Origin of the sequence: Thioalkalivibrio sp. ALgr1 (assembly GCF_000378285.1) — a bacterium.
In the GTDB taxonomy this organism is placed as follows: domain Bacteria; phylum Pseudomonadota; class Gammaproteobacteria; order Ectothiorhodospirales; family Ectothiorhodospiraceae; genus Thioalkalivibrio.
The window spans coordinates 243,020-262,497 of the sequence record NZ_KB905132.1 but is presented as its reverse complement, the minus strand read 5'-3'; the positions used below and the strand labels follow the sequence as shown (position 1 = coordinate 262,497).

Sequence of the window (19,478 nt, the reverse complement as noted above, 5' to 3'; positions counted from 1 at the left end):
ACCTCCAGGGGAAATGCTCGGGCCGCTGGAGCGCGCCCGAGTCGAATGGGGATGCGGCCTCAGCGAACGATTACGTGCTCGGTCTTTTCCTGGCGTTCCTTGACTTCGATGCAGAGGGTCGCCGTGGGACGCGCCAGCAGGCGTGGCAGGCCGATGGGTTCACCGCTCACTTCGCAGTAGCCGTATTCGCCGGTCTGAATACGATCCAGGGCCTGGTCGATCTTTCGCAGCAGGCGTCCCTCGCGTTCCTGTACACGCATGGAGAGGAGCCGGGACTCCTCCATTGCCGCGCGGTCCAGTTCGTCCGGGGTGCGCTCGTTGTCGAGCAGTCCATCTCGGGCACCCTCGATGTCGGCCAGGATCTCGTCGCGCATTTCGAGCAGGCGCTCGCGGAAGTACGCGAGTTGGGCCTCGCTCATGTAGGCCTCGGCAGGCATGGCCAGCAGTTCGTCGCGGGTCATGGGGTTCCGTCGGTTGCGCTAAGGATGTTATACCATAACGTTTCGATTGAGCCCCGACAACACGGATCGGCCACCGTCCTGTGATGGGGTCGACCCGCCTGCAACAAGGTGTCTTATGTCCTCTACCTGTGTGTCTCCGGTCTCACCGGATACGGAAACCTCCGCGACCGATCCGCTACCGGATATTGCCGCGTCGGCTGCTACGCACGCCTCCGCACTCGACTGGGTGGGTATGGAAGACATCACCCTTCCGCTGTATCTGACCGGCCAGCCAGTGGTCGCCCGGGCCAGCGCGGGGGTGAGCCTCGATGACGCGGGCGCGCGCGGTATCCATATGTCACGGCTCTACAGGGCCCTGCGGCAGCTGGAGTCCCGCGAGCTGGACGTTGCGCGGCTGTGTGATGTGCTCGAGGCGTTTCTGGCTTCGCACGGTGGCCTGTCCAGCGTGGCGGAGGTCCGTCTTGCCGGGGAGCTGCCGCTGGAACGGCCGGCCCTGGTCAGTGCGGCCGCGGGCTGGAAGCGCTACCCGTTCCGGATCGCTGCACGCAGCGAGTCCGGGGCTGTGTCCCTGGAACTGGAGGTTCAGGTGGGCTATTCCTCCACCTGTCCCTGCTCCGCCGCCCTGGCGCGGCAGGCGATCCAGGAGCAGTTCGACCGCGACTTCACACGCTCGGCCGTGGATGCGGCAACCGTGCGCGAATGGCTGGGCCGGGCCGAGGGGATTGTCGCGACGCCCCATAGCCAGCGCAGCGAGGCAACCGTTACGGTCGGTCTGGATCCGCTGATATCGACGCTGCCCCTGCCCGATCTGATCGATGGTGTGGAACAGACGCTGGGCACAGCCCTGCAAACGGCGGTGAAGCGTGTCGACGAGAAGGCCTTCGCGCTCGCCAACGGCCGTAACCTGATGTTCTGCGAAGACGCCGTACGGCGCCTGGACAGCACCCTGCGCCCGGAGTACTCCGCCCGCGGCTATCGCATCCACGTTCGCCATCGCGAGAGTCTGCATGCGCATGACGCGGTCGCCCGTGTTGAACGAAGGGTGACCGACCGTCGCTGAAGCCGTCGGCCCGTTGCGGACCGGCATGCCTGGCGGTGACGACGATGCATAAAAAAGCCGCCGGATTGCATATCCGGCGGCAACGCTTACGGAGGTTGGAGAGACCAAAGGCAGAAAGCCGCCTTTCGTCCTGGCGACACACAGCTGTCCGGGCTGCGCATCTAAATGAGAATCATACGCAACTGTGTATTGGTGTCAACATGCTCGGTCAGTAATGCTGTGTGCCGTTTGGTGAGCCGGTATCGGCTTGAGGCTACTCCGGGTTCGGGAGGGTCTGATGAGGCTGCAGCGGGTCGTGCAGGCCGCGATGCCGGTCGGCCATCGGTTCGGCCACGATCAGGTAGTCTGCGCCGTGTTTCAGCCCCTCCTGGCTGCGGGCCAAAGGCAGGGCGCGTTCACGCAGGACCTCGATCTGGTGGTGCATGGCCTTGGCCAGACCCTCGTCGCTGAAATGCGGCAGCTGCCGCAGGCACAGGTCGAGCTGGCCGTTGACGAACCGTTCGCGATAGTGGATGGGAAAATAGCGGACATCCAGAACCCGGAATCCCGCGATTCCAAGCTGGCGCATGACCCAGGATGATGGGTATTCGCGATAGGGCCGGTTGCCCGCAATCAGCAGGCAGGCGTCACGCAGGCGTCCGATCTCCCTCACGAGCGCGCCGGCTTCATCTTTCGGTTCCACCAGCACGTAAGGTTCGACGCCCACCAGATACAGCCGGTCGCCCACGTGCGGCCGCAACCGGTGCAGGGCGCGGTCCTGCCAGTAGGGCGCGAAACCTTCGATGGCCCCGATAAAGTAGTCCAGCAGCACCGTGTCAAAGCGTTCACCGAACAGAAGCTGATCCGACATCCAGTTGCCGACCAGGATGCGGTCCTGCCGGCGCCGCGCCGTGCCCGCCGCCTTGCGGGTCGTGCGCGCCATCTCCTGGGAGGCTGTTACCGCCGTCCAGCGCTCGGTGTCCAAGTGGCTGGTCCACTCGATGGACTTGCGACCCGTCCCGGCATCAAGAAAGCTGCCCCAGGGCTGGTCGCCCTGCGCCTTCTCGATGGCCTGGAAAATCGGCGAAGTGCCATTCGCACTGGTGGATGACGAGTGGGCGGTGTTGGATGTCATGGCGTCAGTCGTTGCTTGCGGTGGGGTGGAACGCGTCGGGTCAGCGCAGCATGGCGGCGAGGCGGGCGCCGAGCGCGAGCATGACGTTGACCAGGACCAGCACCGGTGCGAAGGGCTGATCCAGCGGCAGGCTGATGGTCCAGGCGACAAGGAACCCGAACAGGGCGATGCCCTGCGTCCAGAGCACCAGCCCGGTGAGGTTGCGTGCGAGCCAGGCTGCACCCCAGGCCGGCAGTAGCAGGGTGGCCAGGGCAGCCGGAAGTCCCAGGACCATGCTCCCCAGAACGATAGCGGCGACCAGCCAGACGATTTCGCCGAGATGCTGCCAGACAGCCGGCCTGCTTGCCGCCGACACATCCGGTGCGATCTGCGCATGCAGCCATACGCGGAGGAGCACCGGGACCATCAGGAGGGTCAGCAGGCTCAGACCGGTCGCCGCCCAGAGCTCATTGGGGCCGGCAAAGTAGAGCTGGCCTTCGGCCCAGGCAGCGGCCGCCAGGCTGGCCTGAGCAAAGTTGGCGGCCAGTAGCGTGACCGCCGCCAGGCCGGCGAGGAAAACGGCCAGGGGCAGGCGTTCCCGATCCCGGCTGCGCTGCAGCAGCACCATGATCCCGCCACCCAGCAGCAGCGCCACGGGTAGCACCGGCCAGTGCAGGACCGAGGCGAGAACCCCGCCCACGGCTGCCCATTGCCCCAGGGCCAGCGCCTGCCAGACCGATCCGCGCAGGAACAGACCGGCCCCGGCGAGCGCCAGCACCATGGTGACGAGCACGCCGGCAATGAAGGGTGTCAGCAGCAGGTCACCCGGCATCCAGGTAATCCGCAAGTGGATGGTTCTCCAGGCCGAGCGCCTGCAGGAATTCATCGTCGTGGCTGGTGATCAGCATGCTCGTCTCGGCCGGGACCGCCCTGATCAGTTCCACCGCGTCGGCACGGACCTCGGCATCCAGATGGTTGGCGGGTTCATCCAGCAGGATCAACCGCTGCGCCGACGAGTCTTCACCTCGGCTGGTCAGCACGGCGGCCAGACGCAGAAGTTGCCACTGACCGCCGCTCAAGCGGTCCAGCCGCCGATTCAGCAGGGCCCGAACTCCTTCATGTTCGGGCACGCTGGCCCCCATCGCGCGAAGCCAGTCGTCTCCAGACAGGGGCCAGGGCTGCGGGCGGGCGTGGTCCTGAGCCAACAGGCTGGGTCGCGTACGGGGGGCGAGTTCAAAACGCCCGCCGTGAACGCGGGCCTGTCCGGTAATGGCTTTCAGCAGTAGCGATTTGCCCACCCCATTGGGTCCGGTCAGGGCCCAGCGGGCACCTGCCGGGATCTCCAGGGACAAAGGCCCGATCACCGGACGGTCGAACCCGAGGAGGGCCGACTGGGAGTGCAGGATGGGCGGGACAGGCTCGGGTGGCATGCAGGTTCGTAAGAATGGGGCGGTGGCCAATGATAACGGACCCGGAAAGTGGCTTTCCGGGTCCGTCGTGACAGCGGCTTCTGCTTTCTTCAGCGCTGGGGCAGGGCCTGCGCCCAGGTGCTCATCAGTTCGAGGTAGCCATCGAGGCCGGAGTCCGCCGGCGGATCCAGTGGTACGGCATGCGTCGGCCAGCCCAGGTTCCGTTCCAGGAATTCCGCGCCGCGAGGCGGCTGGAACTCGGCGTACAGGACAGTGCCCTCGGTGCCTTCGAGATCGTCCACGAGGCTGCGCAGATGGCGCGCGGTGGGCGGGATCCCCGGCGCCGGTTCCAGATAGCCGACGATCTCGACTGGCAGCCACTCTTCCAGATAGTCGAGGTCCTCGTGGTAGACCACGATGCGCTGGTCAGGCTCCACGCGCTCGGCCAGCTTCTCGGCGTGTTCGCGCAGGCTTTCGGCGGCTGCCTCTGCACGCTGCACGAAGGCCTCGGCGTGATCCGGCCGCAGTTCTCCCATGCGCTGTCCCAGTGCCAGGGCGAGTTCGGCCATACGCAACGGGTCGGCATTGAAATGCGGATTGCCCTCCTCGTGCACGTGGCCCATGTTCGGCCCGTCCATGGTGATGGAACGGCGCAGTTCGACCTTGTCGGCCGCGCGGAAGTGGCCCGGCTGCCCCGAGTTGATCGCGCGGTTGTTGGCGCCGCGCTGGGCGGCGGGCAGCCAGCCTTCTTCCAGACCGGCACCCAGTTCCAGCAGCATGTCGGCCCGGCGCAGGGCGGCCATGAAGCTGGGGCGGGCATCCAGGTAATGTGCGTCGCGGTCCGGCGGCGCGAGCACGCGGACCTCGGCCTCGTCGCCCCCGATCTCGCGGGCCAGGGCACCGAGGCTGGATGTAGTGGCCACGATGTTCAGTCCGGCAGCCGCCTGCGCGGGTAGCAGGATGAAGGTGAGTGCGGCCACCGAGGCAACGGCGGCGAGGGTCCGGGTGATACGGGTGCGAGTCTTGCTAAAGGACATGCGGGACTCCTGGTGATTTCGGGATACGGATGGGGCCGACAGGGCATCAACGGTCCTGCCGACCCTGGACGACGACGCGATACTGATCAGAAGCGGTGGGCGCCGTGCGCGCCGAGCGCCACGTTCAGTTGCAGCATGAATTCCAGCCCGCGGTCGCGATCACCGTGCTCGTCGACGAAGTCGTTCTGCGACAGCTGCGCGCGCAGGAATACCGGCTCCACGGGGCGGAAGGTCACCTGAGCGGTCTGACGGTATGAGGTGCCGAACGACTCGCCATCACCGCGGCCGACGTCGTTGGTCAGGCCGAGGGCCTCGGCGCGCAGGCCGGCCTCCCAGCGCGGGGCGAAGCCGTATACGCCCTGGACGTAAAGGCCATCCTGTTTGTTTTTGAAAGACTGTTCGTTGCGGACGAAGCCTTCCGGTCCGTTGCCATCCGCTTCGAAATTCACATCGCGCCGGTCGACATCAATCTCACGGTAAAAATACTCTCCCTGCAGGCGCCAGTCGCCGTGGCCATAGGCGCGGCCCGAGCTGTATTTATAGACGGCGTCTAGGCCGGCGAACCAGGCGCTTCCATCCCAATCTTCGAAACGTGTGGAGTGCTCGTCGGTCTTCTGGAAGCTGCGCGCGTAGCCGCCGGAGATACCGAATTGGGCGGCATGGTCGGGGCCCAGGTCCGGGCCGAATTTGGCAAACGCGGTAATCAGTCGTGGTCCGGAACGATCACTCAGGATGCGCTCCTGACCATTCCGAGCCGACTGGCTGCCTTCATAGTTCGCGATACCGCTGGTTTCGCCTTGCAGCAGTTCCACGCCGAGCTGGGTGTAGGTCTCGGTCGGGGCGAGCCAGGTGGCCTGGACGCCGGTTTCCTGCAGGCCGTGATCGCCGAACAGGTATTCGTTGACCAGCGGGCGGTCGACGAAGTCCCAGTCATGGACGTGGCGGCTGTTGATGTAGCCGATGTCCGACAGGAATTTACCTGCCTTGACCTGGAAGCCACCGGGCAGGGCGCGGGTGGTCAGGTAGGCCTCTTCGACTTCAACATGGTCCTCGTCGAAACCGATCATCAGCACGCCATCGAACAGGTCGCCGAGGTTGGCTTCGAAGACCAGTTCGTTGTGCCCGAGGTTGAAGCCGTCGTCGAACCCGTGGTCATGCCCGTGGCCGTGGTCGTGCCCATGGTCATGGCCGTCATCGAAGCCGGCCGGGTCGCTGATACCCCGGGACATCTCGTTGTAGTAGACCCCTTCCAGGATCAATGAGATATCCAGCCCCCAGTTGCGGTCTCCCGCGCGCGTCTCCCACTGCTGGGCGGTGGCGGCGGTCGGCACGGCGAGTGCCAGGGCGGTCAGTCCGCCCAGGGCGGGACGGAGCAGGTGTGTGTTGTGCGGCATGACGGACTCCCAAACATGTACAGACACGCCGAAGGCCTCAGCGTGAATAAATTGTTATATCGTTACACGACGATGTCACGTTATAAGATAACGTTTTGGGGCGCAACCCCGACGGCGGCCGGAGGGACTACAGGTGCCTGAGAATCCCGGCGCTTGTCAGCGCTTCGGCCCAGGCCTCGAGCTTGGCCTCGAAGCTCCAGCGTGCGTTGGCCGGACTGGTCGATGGCAGGCGCAGGGCCTCGACGCCGAGTGCCCGGGTCTCGTGCAGGCGGCGAGCGCTCTCCGCGCCGTTGTGCAGGACAAGGCGCAGTTCCGGCGCTTCCCGTGTCAGCCGAGTGAGGTCATTGGGTGCGGCGGCACGGATGGCGCTGTCCAGGCTGCCCTCGCGCCGACAGGTGCCGTAGACATCCCAGAGGCCGATGCGGTGCGTGAGCAGGCGCTGGATGCGCTCGGGGTATTCAAGGTCGGGGAAGGGCTCGCCGAGGATGGCGGCCATGATCGGCCAGAACTGGTTGCGCGGATTCGCGTAGTACGCCTGTGCCTGGAGGGAGGCCACGCCGGGGAAGCTGCCCAGCACCACCGCACGGGTACGGGTGTCCAGGACCGGGGGAAACGCCTGGAGGGTGGCGGGCACGGCAGTCAGGCGTTACGGCAGTCCGCGCAGTGCCCGTGCAGCTCGACCATGCGCGAGTCGATGGCAAAGCCCTGGGCTGTGGCCTGGGCCTCGAGCGCCTGGGTGGCCGGCTCCGGTGTGTGGAACTCGGTGATCTGGCCGCAGCCGTCGCAGATCATCAGCGCCGACTCGTGGCGCTCCCCCGGGTGAGAACAGGCGACGAAGCCGTTCAGGCTCTCGATACGGTGGATCAGGCCCTGTTCCAGCAGGAAGGCCAGGGTCCGGTAGACCGTTGGCGGCTTGATGCTGTGGTCGTCCGAGGACAGGGCATGGATCAGGTCGTAGGCCTTGATCACGCCGTCTGTGCGCAGGATCTGTTCGAGGATGCGGCGACGCTGTTCGGTGAGCCGGGCCCCGCGTCGGGCGCAGACGCGCTCGGCGTCCGCCAGTGCCTGCTCGATATCCGCCGGACTGTGGGAATGCGCTGTCGAGGTCATGGGACCTAGGATAGCGGAAAGTGGCTCGGGCCTCTCGGCGCTGGTCGAGAAGCCCCCATCTCGTTAGCGCAGTTCGACCCCTGTTGAATCCGCGCCTTGTGCAGTCGGAGTGGCCGAGGCGGCATCCGCAGGCGCCGCTTCCGTTGCTTCGTGACGCGCGAAGACCTCGGCGGCCCAGCGCGCGCGCTGCTCGGGGGGCTCGGTGCCGTCGCGCCCGACCAGGTGCGCGTCCACCGCGAGCAGCCGGCTCTCCAGCCCCTCGCCATTGGCGATCTGGATCGCGAGCCCGGGGCGCGCGTTGAGTTCGAGGATCAGGGGGCCGCGGTCCTGATCGATCACGACGTCCACGCCCAGATAGCCCAGTTTGCTCAGTTCGTAACAGCCTGACGCCAGCTGCATCAGTTCATTCCAGCCGGGGATTTCCAGCCCGACAATCGAGTGTTCGGTGTCGGGGTGTTCCCAGATGGGCCGGTTGTGCTGCACGCCGCCGATGGTCCTGCCGGAGGCCAGGTCGATCCCGGTTCCGACCGCACCCTGGTGCAGGTTGGCCTTGCCGTCGGAGTCCTGGGTGGGCAGGCGCATCATGGCCATGACCGGGTACCCCCGGTAGACAACGGTCCGGATGTCGGGCACGCCACGATAGGTGATCTGGTCGAAGGCCGAGGAGAACCGGACCCGCTGCTCGACCATCGCGACGTCTGGACGTCCGCCCAGGCTGTACATCCCGGAGAGGATGTTGGAACAGTGGTCGTGCAGCTCGTTCATCTCCATCGTGCGACCGCTGGCGCGCCGCAGCCGATCCCCGCGCCAGCCGGTAATGACCAGGATGCCGTCGCCGGCAGCCCCATGCGCCGGTTTGATCACGAAGCCGTCGGGATAGGCGCGCAACAGACGCTCGAGTTTGCGAATCTCGTGATGCGAACGGACGACCCCGTAGAGTTCGGGCACCGAAAGGCCGGCATCCAGGGCGAGGCGCTTGGTCTCCAGCTTGTCGTCCACCCGCGGGTAGAACCGTCGGTGGTTGTACTGGGCGATGAAGCGGGCGTTGCGCGCGTTCATCCCCACAATGCCCTGCTCGCGCAGGGTCCGTGGGAGCACGAAGCGTGGCAGCCAGCCCATGCTAGCGATCCTCCGAGCGTCTGGAGGGCTGCATGGCCTCCTGCATGCGGCCGAAACGGAACAGCTCGCTCAGGCGATAGCCCGTGTAGCGCCCGAGCAGCAGGGTCATCGCCAGCAGTACCAGCAGCAGTTCGGGGAATACGAACAACAGGTGTTCCAGGTGGCGATTGGCCATCAGCCCATAGGCGGCGGCGGCCACGGCCAGGCTGCCGATGCCCTGGGTGATCGCGTCCGATGGACCGTGTTCTTCCCAGACCACGGACATGCGCTCGATCGTCATGGCCAGGATGACCATCGGGAACAGCGACAGCGCGAGCGCCCGCTCGAACCCCAACTGGTGCGAAAGGATGCTGATCCCGAGCATCAGCATGATGACCACGCTGACCACTGCCGCCAGTCGTGGCACGAGCAGTAATCGCAGGTGTTCGAGATAGAAGCGCACGGCCAGGCCGAGCGACACGATCAGGGTGAACAGGATGATCCCGGCCAGCAGCTGCGTCTCGCGAAAGGACAGCGCGATCAGCACCGGCATGAACGTGCCGAATGTCTGGACGCCGATCACGTTGCGCAGGAACACGATGATCATGGCCCCCAGGGGGACCATGAGCAGCACGCGGTAGGTGTTCTGGGTCCCCAGCGGGAGATTCAGGGTGGAGAACTCCATCAACTGGGCGTTGACGGTCTCGCCGAATCGCTGGGCAGTGGTCAGGGCGTCCTGTACGCCCCGCGAGACGGCAAAGCGGACCTCGGCGTCGCGTCCGTTGGAGACCTCCAGCAGGGGCGCGGACCCATGGGCCCAGACGACCACATCGTCCGGGTATTCGATCTCGCCCGACAGCGGGTGAATGGGCACCCAGCGCCGCGTGTTGTGGACCTCGATCCAGGTTTCCGGGCGTATGTCGCGGCGCCCGTCGCGCAGGTGCAACGTGGTGACCATGCGCGCGGGAATCCGGGCCGTGGCCAGGAGTTCGATCAGGGTCTGGCTGCGTTGCACGCGGTCGCTGCCGTCATCGGCGAATACCGCGGCATTCGATGCGGGCGCGGCGTGGGCAAGGTCATTGACCAGCACCGAGGCGAAGGTCTGAATATCCGAAGATCGGCTGCGGACGTCCTCGATCAGCGCATCCGCTGCGGAGCGGTAGGGCTCGGTCCATTCAGGGGCCCCGACGGGGCCTGGGTAGTCAGCGTCCGAGCGGTCATCGCTGTCGCGGTAGAGGGTCGCCCGGTAGTACAGCACCTGTTCTCCGCGCGGCTGCCGTGTGGTCCATTGGGCAATGCGGTCGTCCTGGCCGCGCAGCGTATTCAGGCCATAGCCGCGCGAGACGAAGCCTTCATCCAGGATGGCGAAATTGGGCAGGCGATCCGGGATGCGCAGCTGCACGTTGGCCGCACCGCCGGTGGGCTGATAGCGAACGCGTGCTTCAACCTGCCAGGTCTCGGCCGATGCCCCGGGCATGACGGGCATGTCCAGGGCGATGACCTTGTACGCAAAGATCCCGAGCCCGATCGTGCTCAACAGCACGATCAGGATCGGGAGATGAAAACGTCTCACGAATCGTCGTCTCCGCAGTCGGGCGCGTAGGTATGTTCGGCCCCGGAGTCGACCAGAATATGCCCGGCCAGGTGCGTGCGGCCAATGAGGGCCTGATAGGTGAGGTTAGTGCGGTCGATGAGGGTCGTGTCGCCCTTGATGCGCTGGTCGCCGATGCAGAACTCCATCGCGATTACCGGGCGCTCCTGGCTCTCGCCGCTGTGACGGCGGATACGGACGATGCGCTCGACCGGGCGTTCCAGGGTGATATAGGCGTCGTCGTCATCGGGGTCGATGACATCGAAGCGGATCCAGTCCTCGCCGTCGCGCTCGAACTTTTCCTTGTTGAGTGCGTTCAGGGACGATGATGTCGCCCCCGTGTCCAGGCGCGCCTCCAGCACAATCCCCTCGCCCACGATCTCGACATCTTCGACGGTGCCCAGAATGGCCAGGGATGACGGATCTTCCTTCGCGTGTACTGGGGCCAGGGCAAGGGCCAGGCCCAGCAGCATTCCCCCGAAAGCGGTTTTCGTTAAGCTGGACGGAAGGGTTGGGCGTATGGACACGGGGCCTCCTCGGGTATGGGGGACAAAATGGATCCTAGTGTATCCCAGAGGCGTCACGGCCCATGTTAGACAGTTCACAAACCTTCTTGGGAGGCGCGATGCGCTGGGTAGTCGATCTCGACGATCTGAATATGGACGATGTGGCCAGGGTGGGCGGCAAGAACGCCTCCCTGGGCGAGCTTCTGCGCGAGCTGGGGCGGGCGGGTGTGCGCGTGCCCGGCGGGTTCGCGACCACGGCCGACGCCTTCCGTGCGCATCTGGAGCACGAGAACCTCGCTGCCCGGATCAAGGCGCGCCTGGCCGATCTCGACATCAACGACATCGAGGCCCTGCGCGAGGCGGGGCGCGAGGTGCGCGGCTGGATCGAGGCGGCGCCACTGCCGGACGAACTGGAACAGGCGGTGCGCGAGCACTACGGCAAACTGGGCGATGACGTGCCCGTCGCCGTGCGCTCATCGGCCACCGCCGAGGATCTCCCCGAGGCCTCGTTTGCCGGACAGCAGGAGACGTTTCTGAATGTGCGCGGTATCGATGCGCTGCTTGCACGCTTGCGCGAGTGCTTCGCCAGCCTCTACAACGACCGCGCGATTGCCTACCGGGTGCACAACAACTTTGCCCACGACGAGGTGGCCCTCAGCGCCGGCGTGCAGCGCATGGTGCGTTCCGATGTCGGGGCGAGCGGGGTGATCTTTACCCTCGACACCGAGAGCGGGTTTCGCGACGCGGTGTTCATCACTGGCGCCTGGGGTCTTGGCGAGACCGTCGTGCAGGGCGCGGTGAACCCGGACGAGTATCAGGTCTACAAGCCGGCACTGGCGGCGGGCAAGCGCGCGATCATCGGTCGCACCCTAGGCACCAAGGCTGTCCGCATGGTCCTGGACGAGGGTGGCACGCGCACCGAAGACACGCCGCGGGACCTGCGCGAGCGCTTCTGCCTCAGCGACGCCGATGCCGAGCAGCTGGGTCGCTTTGCGGTCGCGATCGAGCAGCACTATGGCCGGCCCATGGATATCGAATGGGCCCAGGACGGCGAGACTGGCGAGCTGTTTATCGTGCAGGCGCGCCCGGAGACGGTGGAGAGCCGCGTCGAGCTCGGTGCGGGCGAGCGCTACGAGCTGGCCCCGCACAGCGAGACGCCGCTGGTCACCGGCAGGGCGATCGGCTCGAAGGTCGGTGCCGGGGTCGTCCGTGTGCTGGACTCCCCGGATTCCATGCACACCATGGAGGAGGGCGACATCCTGGTGGCGGACATGACCGACCCGGACTGGGAACCGGTGATGAAGCGCGCCGCCGCGATCGTGACCAATCGCGGCGGGCGCACCTGCCACGCGGCGATCATTGCCCGCGAGATGGGCATCCCGGCGGTGGTCGGCTGCGCCGATGCGACCGAGGCCCTGTCCGATGGCATGGAGGCCACCGTCTCCTGTGCCGAGGGTGACGATGGTCATGTCTACGCCGGGCGGCTCGACTATTCGGTCAAGAAGGCCGATGTCGGCGAGCTGCCGGAGCTGCCCGTCAAGCTGATGCTGAACGTGGCCAACCCGGGGCGTGCCTACGCCTTCTCCCAGCTGCCGCATGCCGGGATCGGGCTCGCACGGCTGGAGTTCATCATCAACGGCACCATCGGCGTGCATCCCCTGGCGCTGCTGGACTATGCCGAGGACCCGGGGCGGCTGGATGCCGATGTGCAGGAGCGCATCGCCGAGCGCCTGCGCGGGTTTGACGACGGCCCGCGCGAGTACTTCGTGCGCAAGCTGTCCGAGGGCATTGCCACGCTGGCTGCGGCCTTCGCACCGGAGCCGGTGATCGTGCGCCTGTCGGACTTCAAGTCCAACGAATATGCCCATTTGATCGGGGGTTCGGGCTACGAGCCGGAGGAGGAGAACCCGATGCTCGGGTTCCGCGGCGCCTCGCGCTATCGCTCCGACACCTTCCGCCCGGCCTTTGCGATGGAGTGCGAGGCCCTGCGTCGTGTGCGCGAGGAGATGGGGCTCGAGAACGTGCAGATCATGGTCCCGTTCGTGCGCACGCTGACCGAGGCCGAGGACGTGATCCGCGTACTCGGCGAGGAGGGGCTGCGCCGCGGCGAGAACGGCCTGAAGGTCGTGATGATGTGCGAGATCCCCTCGAACGCCCTGCTGGCGGCGCGCTTCCTGGAGCACTTCGATGGCTTCTCGATCGGCTCCAACGACCTGACCCAGCTCACGCTCGGGGTCGATCGTGACTCCGGCCTGGTGGCGGATTCCTTCGACGAGCGCGACGATGCGGTGAAGGCGTTGCTGACCATGGCGATCCGGGCCGCGAAGGATGCCGACAAGTACGTCGGGATCTGCGGGCAGGCCCCGTCCGACTACCCCGAGATGGCCGCCTGGCTGATGGACGAGGGCATCGATTCCTTGTCGTTGAACCCGGATGCACTACTCTCCACCTGGGAGCAACTGGCAAAGGTAAGGGGATAGGAGATGGCCGATCCGCGGTGCCCGCAGGTATATCTGGTGTCCGACGGGACCGGGATTACCGCGGAGACGCTGGCGCGTTCGCTGTTCACCCAGTTCCCGGACCTGGACCCGGCCTGGCATCGGCTGCCGTTCGTGCAGACCCCGGGCCGGCTGTCCAGCGTGTTCGCGCGGATCGAGGCCGGGCCGCAGCCGGCGCTCGTCGTGGCCACCCTGGCCAACGCCGACCTGCGTCAGGACCTGCGCCACAGTCCCGTCCCGGTTATCGACGTGTTCGGGGAGCAGGTCGGGCGGCTGGAGGAGGTGCTCGGGGTCACGGCCCAGTCGGTGTCCGGGCGTGCCCACGGCATGGGGGACGTGACCCGCTACGACCGTCGCATCGAGGCCCTGAACTACACGCTGTCGCACGACGACGGTCTGGCCACCCAGGATCTTTCCGTCGCCGATGTGGTGCTGCTGGGCGCCTCGCGTTCGGGCAAGACACCCACGAGTCTCTACCTGGCGATGAATTACGGGCTGTTCGCGGCCAACTACCCGCTGGTGCCGGAAGACCTGGGCCGGGATGATACCCCGCACATGCCGCGCAGCCTGCGCGGTCTCGGCGGGCGTATGGTCGGGCTGACCATCACCCCCCAGCGTCTGTCACAGATCCGCGAGGGCCGCCGCCCCGGCAGTCAGTACGCAAGCCTTGCCCAGTGCCGCGCGGAATGTGCCGCGATCCAGGAGTTCCTCGAGACCTGGGCCATCCCCCACCTGGATGTCACCGAGCTGTCGATCGAGGAGATCGCGACCCAGGTGCGCGACACCCTGGACCGGACCTGAGGCGGCTGGGCGCCCTCGGTCCGTTCAGCGTCTTCTTGGCATCCCGCCGGGCATGCCGGACAATGCTGCGCACTTTCCGTTGAATTGCCGCAAGGAGCCCGCATGAACGCCGCCGGACCCGGACAAGAGATTGCCATCTTCCTGATCAGCGTCGTCTTCGGGATCTACATCATCCTGCTGATCCTGCGCACGATCTTCGGGCTGGTGCGGGCGGAGTACCACAACCCGATCTCGCAGACGATCGTCATGCTGACCGACCCGCCGCTGCGCATCCTGCGGCGGGTGATCCCCTCGGTCGGGCGGGTCGACCTGGCCGCGATCGTGCTGATTATCGTGCTGAAGTGCGTTGAACTCTGGCTGCGCGCCGCGATCCTCGGCGCGGACGTAGGTTTTGGCGTGATCTTCTACGTTGCCATCCGCGAGGTCCTGACCACCGTGATCTGGGTGTTCATCATCGCCCTGATTGTCGAGGTCGTGATGAGCTGGATCCAGGCCGGAGGCGGTGGCGGGGGGCACAACCCCATCCTGCGCCTGGTCGGCGACGTCAATCGGCCTATCCTCGGTCCGCTGCGCCGGACGCTGCCGCGGGCCGGTGCGATCGATTTTTCGCCGATGGTCGCACTGGTCGGTCTGTACATCTTGCTGATTCTGGTGCGCTCTTTTTGATCGAGACCATCCGCGCCCCGAAACCCTCCTTTTTTGGCGGTTTCATCCGCGCGAAAAGGCGCTAGACTCGAAGACAGGGGATGGTGTCAGCCATGCCGGCGGCACCGCCTCTGCATTCCCGCAACGGCAGAGGAGTCAGCCATGGTAAGAGTGCATCGGGTCATCACCGGCTTCATCGTCGCCCTGGCGGCGGTTGTCCTCGGCAGCTCGATCGCGTCCGCCAACGAGGCGGAATTCGATAACTACGTGGTGTACTACAACGTCATCAACACCACCTTCCTCTCCCCCGAGGTCGCCCAGGCCTACGACGTGCGCCGCAGTTCCAACCGCGCAATGGTCAACGTCACCGTGATGGAACGGACTGACGATGGGCTCAAGGCCGTCTCCGCGGATCTCAGCGGCACCGCGACCAACATGAACGATCAGATGCGCAACCTGCGCTTTCGGGAGATCCAGGATGGCGACGCCATCTATCAGCTTTCCGAGGTGACTGTTCGCCGCGGCGAGACCCTCGAGTTCGCACTCGAGGTAACGCCGGAAGGCAGCGAGCGGGCCCTGCCCATCAGCTTCAGCCGCGAGTTCTTCGCTGACTGAACCATTGGTACCCCCGCCGGGAGGCGGGGGTTACATTGTCAGCCGCAGTAGCATCCAGCCGCCGTAGAGCAGGATCGCGGCTCCCGCCAGGGCGCGAACCCAGCGTTGTTGCACAAACGCAGCCATACGCGCCGCGAAGACCCCCATCAGTAGCAGATTCGGCAGCGTGCCCAGGGCAAAGGCCGCCATCAGCAGCGCGCCCTCGGTGGCCCCGCCGGCGCTGAGCGACCAGGCCAGCACGCTGTAGACCAGCCCGCAGGGCAGCCAGCCCCAAAGCCCGCCCACCAGCAGGGCCTGGCCGGCATTGCGCACTGGCAGAAACCGCCGACCCAGAGGCTCGATACGACGCCACACCACGCCACCGGCCTGCTCCAGACGCGCGAGTACCGGCCACCAGCCGCCGATGTACAGCCCCAGCAGGACCAGGAATACCGCGGCAATCCCCTGCAGGATCACCTGCCCGGCCGGCAGCCCGCCCAGCAGGGTGGCGCCCAGCCAGCCCGCAAGGGCCCCGGCGATCACATAGCTGCCCATGCGTCCGAGGTTGTAGGCCAGGAGCAGGTCGAACCCCGGGCCCCGGCGGCCATGTCCGAGCGAGATCGCGCCCACGATGCCGCCGCACATCCCGAGGCAGTGAACGCCCCCGAGGATGCCCACTGCAAGGGCGGCAAGCAGCGTGCCCGGGTCGCCCATCAGCGCCACTCCCTGTCAGTTCGGATCGGCGGCATCGCCCAGGACCTCGTGCTTGGTGCGGATGAATGTCGAGTGCGGGACATACAACAGATCGGCCAGGTGCCGGATCACGGCTTCCTGGCGCTTGTGCAGGTCCTGGTTGGCCCAGGCGGCGCGCCACAGTGCGCGCATGATGTCGGCCTTCTGGTCGGCATCGAAGGCCGCGTTGACCTCGCGCACCAACGGGTGGACGGATACGAGTTCGTCGCTCTTTTCCCGGGCGATTTCGAGCAGGCCGTCGGCGGTGTCCGCATCCAGTTCGAACAACTCGATCAGGCTGGCGCGCACGGAGTCGAGTTCGGCCTCGTGCAGTTCGAAATCGGCGCGGCAGACCTCCATGATCAGCGCGGCGGCCGCACGCTGCAGTCGGTGTTCGTCGTCGCCGGATTCGGTATCGCTCAGATCCGTGCGCATCAGGCGCTGCCAGTGGCGGCGCAGCTCGTCGATCATCAGGGTTCCTTTCTGCGGGCGTGTGCTTTGCGTATGGTGCCCGAATGCACGCCACGGACAAGTACACGGGTGAATCGCCCCCCGATCTGCTCCTGCTGTCCGGGGGTATCGAGAGCAGTGCCCTGCTGGCGCAGCGGCATGCGCAGGGCCGCCCGCTGCGCGCCCTGTGGGTGGACTATGGCCAGCGCAATGCCGAGCGTGAGCGGGCTGCGATCCGTGCCCTGGGCGCCGACTATGGGGTCGACCCCGTCGAGATGGACCTGCGCGCGCTGCGCCAGGCGTTTGCCAAACGTTCGGAGTGGGTCGCGCATGTGCCGTTGCCACAGCGCAACTTGCTGGTGCTGGCGCTGGCGATCAATCTCGCCGAGCACCAGGGGGCGGGGCGCATCCTGCTGGCGCTCAATCGCGAGGACCAGGGGCATGGCCCGGGTTCGCGCCCGTCCTTTATCGGGCGCCTCGCGGCGCTGGCGGACGAGCTGGTACCGGGGCTGGCGATCGAGGCCCCGCTGATCGCGCAGTCCAAGGCCGATATCATCTACACCACCGATCCGCTGGGGATCGACTGGTCCCGCACCTGGAGCTGCCTTCTGGCACAATCGCTCCACTGCGGGCGCTGCCCGCAGTGCCAGGCGCGCCGCGCGGCTTTCGCCTCGGCGGGCGTGCCGGATCCCACCGACTACCGCGAACCACCCCGATGACCGAATCCGTCCTTCCCAAACATGTGATCGAACGCCTGGAGATCGCCATTCTCACAGGTGAGACCCTGCAGCTGAACTGGGCCGAGCCCGACTCCAGCCAGGCCTGGTGGGGCAAGGTGACCCCGCGCGAGGTCCGCGAGGCGGACGGATATCACTGGCTGGACGGCGAGTGCGAGGGGCGTGACGTTCAGATCCGGCTGGACCTGATCCGCAACCTGCCGACTCCGGTCAAGTAACGGGCCGTTCCCGGCCCGGAAGTCCGGGCAGCAGGTCGGCCAGCGATTCCAGCAGCAGAAACTCCCGCGAGTCCATCGGCTCCCCGCGCTCGTCCGGGTAGCGCATGCCGCGCAGCTCGGTCAGGCCCTGCCGGGCTGCGCTGGCCAGGGCCAGCAGGTTGTCGTCGACCAGCAGCGTACGTGCCGGATCGTAGGGGGTGATGCGTTGCAGCCGTTCCCAGAAGTCGGTGTCTTCCTTGGCGCACTCCAGGTCGTGGGCGGAGACGATCGTGTCCAGGTGATCCCCGATCCGCGTGATCTGGTGCTTGAAGTTGTAGACCTTCGGATGGGCGTTGGTTACCAGCACGCGTCGGCGGCCGGAGCGATGCAGGGCGCCCAGCAGGGCCTCGGCGTGCGGCTTGATTGCGACGTGGTGGGCCAGTTCGCGCTTCAGCCCGAGCACGTCGAGACCGGTGAACCGGGTCCAGTGATCCACGCAGTACCATTCGAGCTTGCCGCGCACGCGTTGCATCTCGTCTTCCAGGCGCCGGCGGGCGCATTCCGGGTCGTCCGGCTGGCAGCGGATGTACTCGGCGGGGATCAGCTCGCGCCAGAAGCGGTTGTCAAAGTGCAGATCCAGCAGTGTACCGTCCATGTCGAACAGCACGGTGTCGATGCTCGACCAGTCGACATGCACCGATGATTCCTGCGGATTCGGATTTTTTTCGGGGTTTTTGGGGTCCACAGCGAACGGAACCTCAAAGAGGGTGATTGCGATGGCTCCCATGGTACCTGAATCCCGTCTGGCCCCTGGCCCGCTCTTTCTGGCGCTGGTTTCCCTGGCGCTGCTGCCATTTTCCGCGCAGGCGATGGACCCGAGCGACCCCGATTACGACCCGCTCGAGGACGACAGCCTGTGGGGCGAGACTGTATCGCCGGACCAGACCCAGACCACCAGCCCGGAGATCAAGTTTCTGACCGAGGAGCCGGAGCAGGTCCCTCATCACCACCAGAACCAGATCACGCTGAGCTCGTCTTCGCTGGAGGACGGCTGGGTGGATCTGCGCCAGTGCCACAGCGATATTGCGCCGATCCGGCGCATGGTCATTGCCTACAACGAAGAGCGAATCGAGGACCTTCAGGTCGAATCCACTACCAACATCGACCTGGCCGAGGCACGGGGCGACCGGGTCGACCTGCGCGGTGTCCACAAGGATTCCGAGGTCTGTGTCACCGCACGCATGCGTGTGATCGAACACGAAGGTGATGGCGTCTACACGATGGAGAACGGGCCCTTCGTGCGGCGTTTCCTGGATGGCTACTTCCCCATGCGGGTCACCATGGCCGTAAACTGGGGGGATCTGGACCTGCGTCTGGAGGAGACCCACCCCGAGGCACAGGAAGGCTTCGACGTCGTCGAGTCCGACCATGGCATCATCCTCGACACCCTGTTCGAGGGCGAACTGAGAACCCAGGTACGGCTGCGCAACGCCGAATAAAACGTCTATGAGTCGAGACAAACCGGATGTCCAGGGCCGCCGGACCGTAGCCCGAAGTCGGCTGTTCGAGGTCGAGGAGCTGGATCTCGAGTTCAGCAATGGGGCGCGCACCTGTTACGAGCGCCTGATCAGCCGGGGCAACGGCGCAGTCATCGTCGCCCCGGTGCAGCCGGATCGCACCGTGCTGCTGATCCGCGAATACGCGGCCGGCACCCACCGCTACGAGCTTGGCCTGCCCAAGGGCCGCATCGAGGCGCGCGAGGACATCCTGGTGGCGGCAAACCGCGAGATCATGGAGGAGGTCGGGTATGGCGGTCACCGCCTGACCCACCTGGGCGCGCTGACGGTCGCGCCCGGCTACATGTCGCACGAGACCCATCTGATCGTGGCGGAGGATCTCTACCCCCAGCGCGAGGAGGGTGACGAGCCGGAGGCCATCGAGGTCGTACCCTGGTCGCTGGACCGGCTGGGCGAACTGGTCACCCGCGAGGATTGCACCGAGGCCCGTTCCATCGCGGCACTTTATATGGTGCGCGATTTTCTCGACGCCTGACCCGGGTTCTGCC

General features: G+C 66.2%; 23 protein-coding genes. 9 read left to right on the top strand and 14 right to left on the bottom strand.

Annotated features, from left to right (window positions below):
- Positions 1–59 precede the first annotated feature (59 nt).
- Positions 60–461: an RNA polymerase-binding protein DksA gene (gene dksA / locus F466_RS0101280; protein ID WP_018993267.1), complete on the bottom strand. Its 402-nt coding sequence runs from the start codon at positions 459–461 to the stop codon at positions 60–62.
- A gap of 115 nt (positions 462–576) precedes the next feature.
- Here dksA and folE2 point away from each other — a divergent pair, with 115 nt between their 5' ends.
- Positions 577–1,521 carry a GTP cyclohydrolase FolE2 gene (gene folE2, locus F466_RS0101275; RefSeq protein ID WP_081622285.1) on the top strand — a complete coding sequence of 315 codons (945 nt, stop codon included), beginning with the start codon at positions 577–579 and terminating at the stop codon, positions 1,519–1,521.
- A gap of 253 nt (positions 1,522–1,774) precedes the next feature.
- Here the strand turns inward: folE2 and F466_RS0101270 are convergent, their stop codons facing one another.
- From F466_RS0101270 to F466_RS0101225, 10 genes are all read right to left on the bottom strand, one after another.
- Complete coding sequence (locus tag F466_RS0101270; protein ID WP_018993265.1) at positions 1,775–2,635, bottom strand: class I SAM-dependent methyltransferase; 861 nt, start codon at positions 2,633–2,635, stop codon at positions 1,775–1,777.
- A 40-nt stretch (positions 2,636–2,675) separates the two neighbouring features.
- On the bottom strand, positions 2,676–3,446 hold the full coding sequence (locus F466_RS0101265; RefSeq protein ID WP_012983799.1) for a metal ABC transporter permease: 771 nt from the start codon (positions 3,444–3,446) through the stop codon (positions 2,676–2,678).
- Positions 3,436–4,044, bottom strand: a complete 609-nt coding sequence (locus F466_RS0101260; protein ID WP_018993264.1) for an ATP-binding cassette domain-containing protein — start codon at positions 4,042–4,044, stop codon at positions 3,436–3,438. The genes F466_RS0101265 and F466_RS0101260 overlap by 11 nt, the downstream gene beginning before the upstream one ends.
- Positions 4,045–4,133: 89 nt before the next feature.
- Positions 4,134–5,060, bottom strand: a complete 927-nt coding sequence (locus tag F466_RS0101255; RefSeq protein ID WP_018174956.1) for a metal ABC transporter substrate-binding protein — start codon at positions 5,058–5,060, stop codon at positions 4,134–4,136.
- A gap of 86 nt (positions 5,061–5,146) precedes the next feature.
- Entirely contained in the window at positions 5,147–6,454 is a 1,308-nt protein-coding gene (locus tag F466_RS0101250; RefSeq protein ID WP_018993263.1) for a hypothetical protein, read from the bottom strand.
- A 127-nt stretch (positions 6,455–6,581) separates the two neighbouring features.
- Positions 6,582–7,088: a DNA-deoxyinosine glycosylase gene (locus tag F466_RS0101245; protein WP_018993262.1), complete on the bottom strand. Its 507-nt coding sequence runs from the start codon at positions 7,086–7,088 to the stop codon at positions 6,582–6,584.
- Between the two features lie 5 nt (positions 7,089–7,093).
- Entirely contained in the window at positions 7,094–7,564 is a 471-nt protein-coding gene (locus F466_RS0101240) for a transcriptional repressor (RefSeq protein ID WP_018993261.1), read from the bottom strand.
- A 63-nt stretch (positions 7,565–7,627) separates the two neighbouring features.
- Complete coding sequence (locus F466_RS0101235; protein WP_018993260.1) at positions 7,628–8,683, bottom strand: alpha-L-glutamate ligase-like protein; 1,056 nt, start codon at positions 8,681–8,683, stop codon at positions 7,628–7,630.
- Between the two features lies 1 nt (position 8,684).
- Complete coding sequence (locus F466_RS0101230; RefSeq protein WP_012983792.1) at positions 8,685–10,235, bottom strand: inactive transglutaminase family protein; 1,551 nt, start codon at positions 10,233–10,235, stop codon at positions 8,685–8,687.
- Positions 10,232–10,726 (bottom strand): ATP-dependent zinc protease, encoded by a 495-nt coding sequence (locus F466_RS0101225; protein ID WP_018139442.1) that lies wholly within the window; start codon positions 10,724–10,726, stop codon positions 10,232–10,234. Before F466_RS0101225 ends, F466_RS0101230 begins: the two co-directional genes overlap by 4 nt.
- A gap of 152 nt (positions 10,727–10,878) precedes the next feature.
- Here F466_RS0101225 and ppsA point away from each other — a divergent pair, with 152 nt between their 5' ends.
- The 4 genes from ppsA (at position 10,879) to F466_RS0101205 (ending at position 15,318) form a co-directional block, all read left to right on the top strand.
- Positions 10,879–13,239 (top strand): phosphoenolpyruvate synthase, encoded by a 2,361-nt coding sequence (gene ppsA / locus F466_RS0101220; RefSeq protein WP_018993259.1) that lies wholly within the window; start codon positions 10,879–10,881, stop codon positions 13,237–13,239.
- 3 nt (positions 13,240–13,242) lie between these two features.
- Positions 13,243–14,058: a pyruvate, water dikinase regulatory protein gene (locus F466_RS0101215; RefSeq protein ID WP_018993258.1), complete on the top strand. Its 816-nt coding sequence runs from the start codon at positions 13,243–13,245 to the stop codon at positions 14,056–14,058.
- Between the two features lie 102 nt (positions 14,059–14,160).
- A complete protein-coding gene (locus F466_RS0101210; RefSeq protein WP_018139439.1) occupies positions 14,161–14,724 on the top strand; it encodes a YggT family protein in 564 nt (187 codons plus the stop codon).
- 141 nt (positions 14,725–14,865) lie between these two features.
- On the top strand, positions 14,866–15,318 hold the full coding sequence (locus tag F466_RS0101205) for a DUF4426 domain-containing protein (protein WP_018139438.1): 453 nt from the start codon (positions 14,866–14,868) through the stop codon (positions 15,316–15,318).
- Between the two features lie 30 nt (positions 15,319–15,348).
- On the opposite strand, the gene F466_RS0101200 is transcribed toward F466_RS0101205, so the two are convergent.
- The gene (locus F466_RS0101200) at positions 15,349–16,011 is read right to left on the bottom strand and encodes a sulfite exporter TauE/SafE family protein (RefSeq protein WP_012983786.1); all 663 of its coding nucleotides are present in this window, start codon (positions 16,009–16,011) and stop codon (positions 15,349–15,351) included.
- Positions 16,012–16,026: 15 nt separating this feature from the next.
- Entirely contained in the window at positions 16,027–16,500 is a 474-nt protein-coding gene (locus tag F466_RS0101195) for a TerB family tellurite resistance protein (RefSeq protein ID WP_018993257.1), read from the bottom strand.
- Between the two features lie 44 nt (positions 16,501–16,544).
- Here F466_RS0101195 and F466_RS0101190 point away from each other — a divergent pair, with 44 nt between their 5' ends.
- The gene (locus F466_RS0101190; protein ID WP_012983784.1) at positions 16,545–17,198 is read left to right on the top strand and encodes a 7-cyano-7-deazaguanine synthase; all 654 of its coding nucleotides are present in this window, start codon (positions 16,545–16,547) and stop codon (positions 17,196–17,198) included.
- The gene (locus F466_RS0101185; RefSeq protein ID WP_012983783.1) at positions 17,195–17,434 is read left to right on the top strand and encodes a hypothetical protein; all 240 of its coding nucleotides are present in this window, start codon (positions 17,195–17,197) and stop codon (positions 17,432–17,434) included. Before F466_RS0101190 ends, F466_RS0101185 begins: the two co-directional genes overlap by 4 nt.
- Here F466_RS0101185 and F466_RS0101180 read toward each other — a convergent pair.
- Positions 17,427–18,200, bottom strand: a complete 774-nt coding sequence (locus tag F466_RS0101180) for an HAD family hydrolase (RefSeq protein ID WP_018139434.1) — start codon at positions 18,198–18,200, stop codon at positions 17,427–17,429. The two genes, F466_RS0101185 and F466_RS0101180, sit on opposite strands and share 8 nt — an antisense overlap.
- Between F466_RS0101180 and F466_RS0101175 the strand changes: the two genes are divergently transcribed.
- Positions 18,199–18,912 carry a hypothetical protein gene (locus F466_RS0101175; protein WP_018139433.1) on the top strand — a complete coding sequence of 238 codons (714 nt, stop codon included), beginning with the start codon at positions 18,199–18,201 and terminating at the stop codon, positions 18,910–18,912. The genes F466_RS0101180 and F466_RS0101175 overlap by 2 nt on opposite strands.
- 7 nt (positions 18,913–18,919) lie before the next feature.
- Positions 18,920–19,465 (top strand): ADP compounds hydrolase NudE, encoded by a 546-nt coding sequence (gene nudE, locus F466_RS0101170; protein ID WP_012983780.1) that lies wholly within the window; start codon positions 18,920–18,922, stop codon positions 19,463–19,465.
- Positions 19,466–19,478: the final 13 nt, after the last annotated feature.

What these genes read in the sequence shown, in the direction of transcription:
- F466_RS0101190 (WP_012983784.1), top strand. Translation starts at nt 16,545, where the DNA reads ATGCACGCCACGGACAAGTACACGGGTGAATCGCCCCCCGATCTGCTC.
- F466_RS0101265 (WP_012983799.1), bottom strand. Translation starts at nt 3,446, where the DNA reads ATGCCGGGTGACCTGCTGCTGACACCCTTCATTGCCGGCGTGCTCGTC.
- F466_RS0101240 (WP_018993261.1), bottom strand. Translation starts at nt 7,564, where the DNA reads ATGACCTCGACAGCGCATTCCCACAGTCCGGCGGATATCGAGCAGGCA.
- F466_RS0101195 (WP_018993257.1), bottom strand. Translation starts at nt 16,500, where the DNA reads ATGATCGACGAGCTGCGCCGCCACTGGCAGCGCCTGATGCGCACGGAT.
- F466_RS0101185 (WP_012983783.1), top strand. Translation starts at nt 17,195, where the DNA reads ATGACCGAATCCGTCCTTCCCAAACATGTGATCGAACGCCTGGAGATC.
- F466_RS0101250 (WP_018993263.1), bottom strand. Translation starts at nt 6,454, where the DNA reads ATGCCGCACAACACACACCTGCTCCGTCCCGCCCTGGGCGGACTGACC.
- F466_RS0101225 (WP_018139442.1), bottom strand. Translation starts at nt 10,726, where the DNA reads ATGCTGCTGGGCCTGGCCCTTGCCCTGGCCCCAGTACACGCGAAGGAA.
- F466_RS0101235 (WP_018993260.1), bottom strand. Translation starts at nt 8,683, where the DNA reads ATGGGCTGGCTGCCACGCTTCGTGCTCCCACGGACCCTGCGCGAGCAG.
- F466_RS0101180 (WP_018139434.1), bottom strand. Translation starts at nt 18,200, where the DNA reads ATGGGAGCCATCGCAATCACCCTCTTTGAGGTTCCGTTCGCTGTGGAC.
- F466_RS0101210 (WP_018139439.1), top strand. Translation starts at nt 14,161, where the DNA reads ATGAACGCCGCCGGACCCGGACAAGAGATTGCCATCTTCCTGATCAGC.
- F466_RS0101215 (WP_018993258.1), top strand. Translation starts at nt 13,243, where the DNA reads ATGGCCGATCCGCGGTGCCCGCAGGTATATCTGGTGTCCGACGGGACC.
- F466_RS0101205 (WP_018139438.1), top strand. Translation starts at nt 14,866, where the DNA reads ATGGTAAGAGTGCATCGGGTCATCACCGGCTTCATCGTCGCCCTGGCG.
- F466_RS0101270 (WP_018993265.1), bottom strand. Translation starts at nt 2,635, where the DNA reads ATGACATCCAACACCGCCCACTCGTCATCCACCAGTGCGAATGGCACT.
- ppsA (WP_018993259.1), top strand. Translation starts at nt 10,879, where the DNA reads ATGCGCTGGGTAGTCGATCTCGACGATCTGAATATGGACGATGTGGCC.
- F466_RS0101255 (WP_018174956.1), bottom strand. Translation starts at nt 5,060, where the DNA reads ATGTCCTTTAGCAAGACTCGCACCCGTATCACCCGGACCCTCGCCGCC.
- folE2 (WP_081622285.1), top strand. Translation starts at nt 577, where the DNA reads ATGTCCTCTACCTGTGTGTCTCCGGTCTCACCGGATACGGAAACCTCC.
- dksA (WP_018993267.1), bottom strand. Translation starts at nt 461, where the DNA reads ATGACCCGCGACGAACTGCTGGCCATGCCTGCCGAGGCCTACATGAGC.
- F466_RS0101175 (WP_018139433.1), top strand. Translation starts at nt 18,199, where the DNA reads ATGGTACCTGAATCCCGTCTGGCCCCTGGCCCGCTCTTTCTGGCGCTG.
- F466_RS0101200 (WP_012983786.1), bottom strand. Translation starts at nt 16,011, where the DNA reads ATGGGCGACCCGGGCACGCTGCTTGCCGCCCTTGCAGTGGGCATCCTC.
- F466_RS0101260 (WP_018993264.1), bottom strand. Translation starts at nt 4,044, where the DNA reads ATGCCACCCGAGCCTGTCCCGCCCATCCTGCACTCCCAGTCGGCCCTC.
- nudE (WP_012983780.1), top strand. Translation starts at nt 18,920, where the DNA reads ATGAGTCGAGACAAACCGGATGTCCAGGGCCGCCGGACCGTAGCCCGA.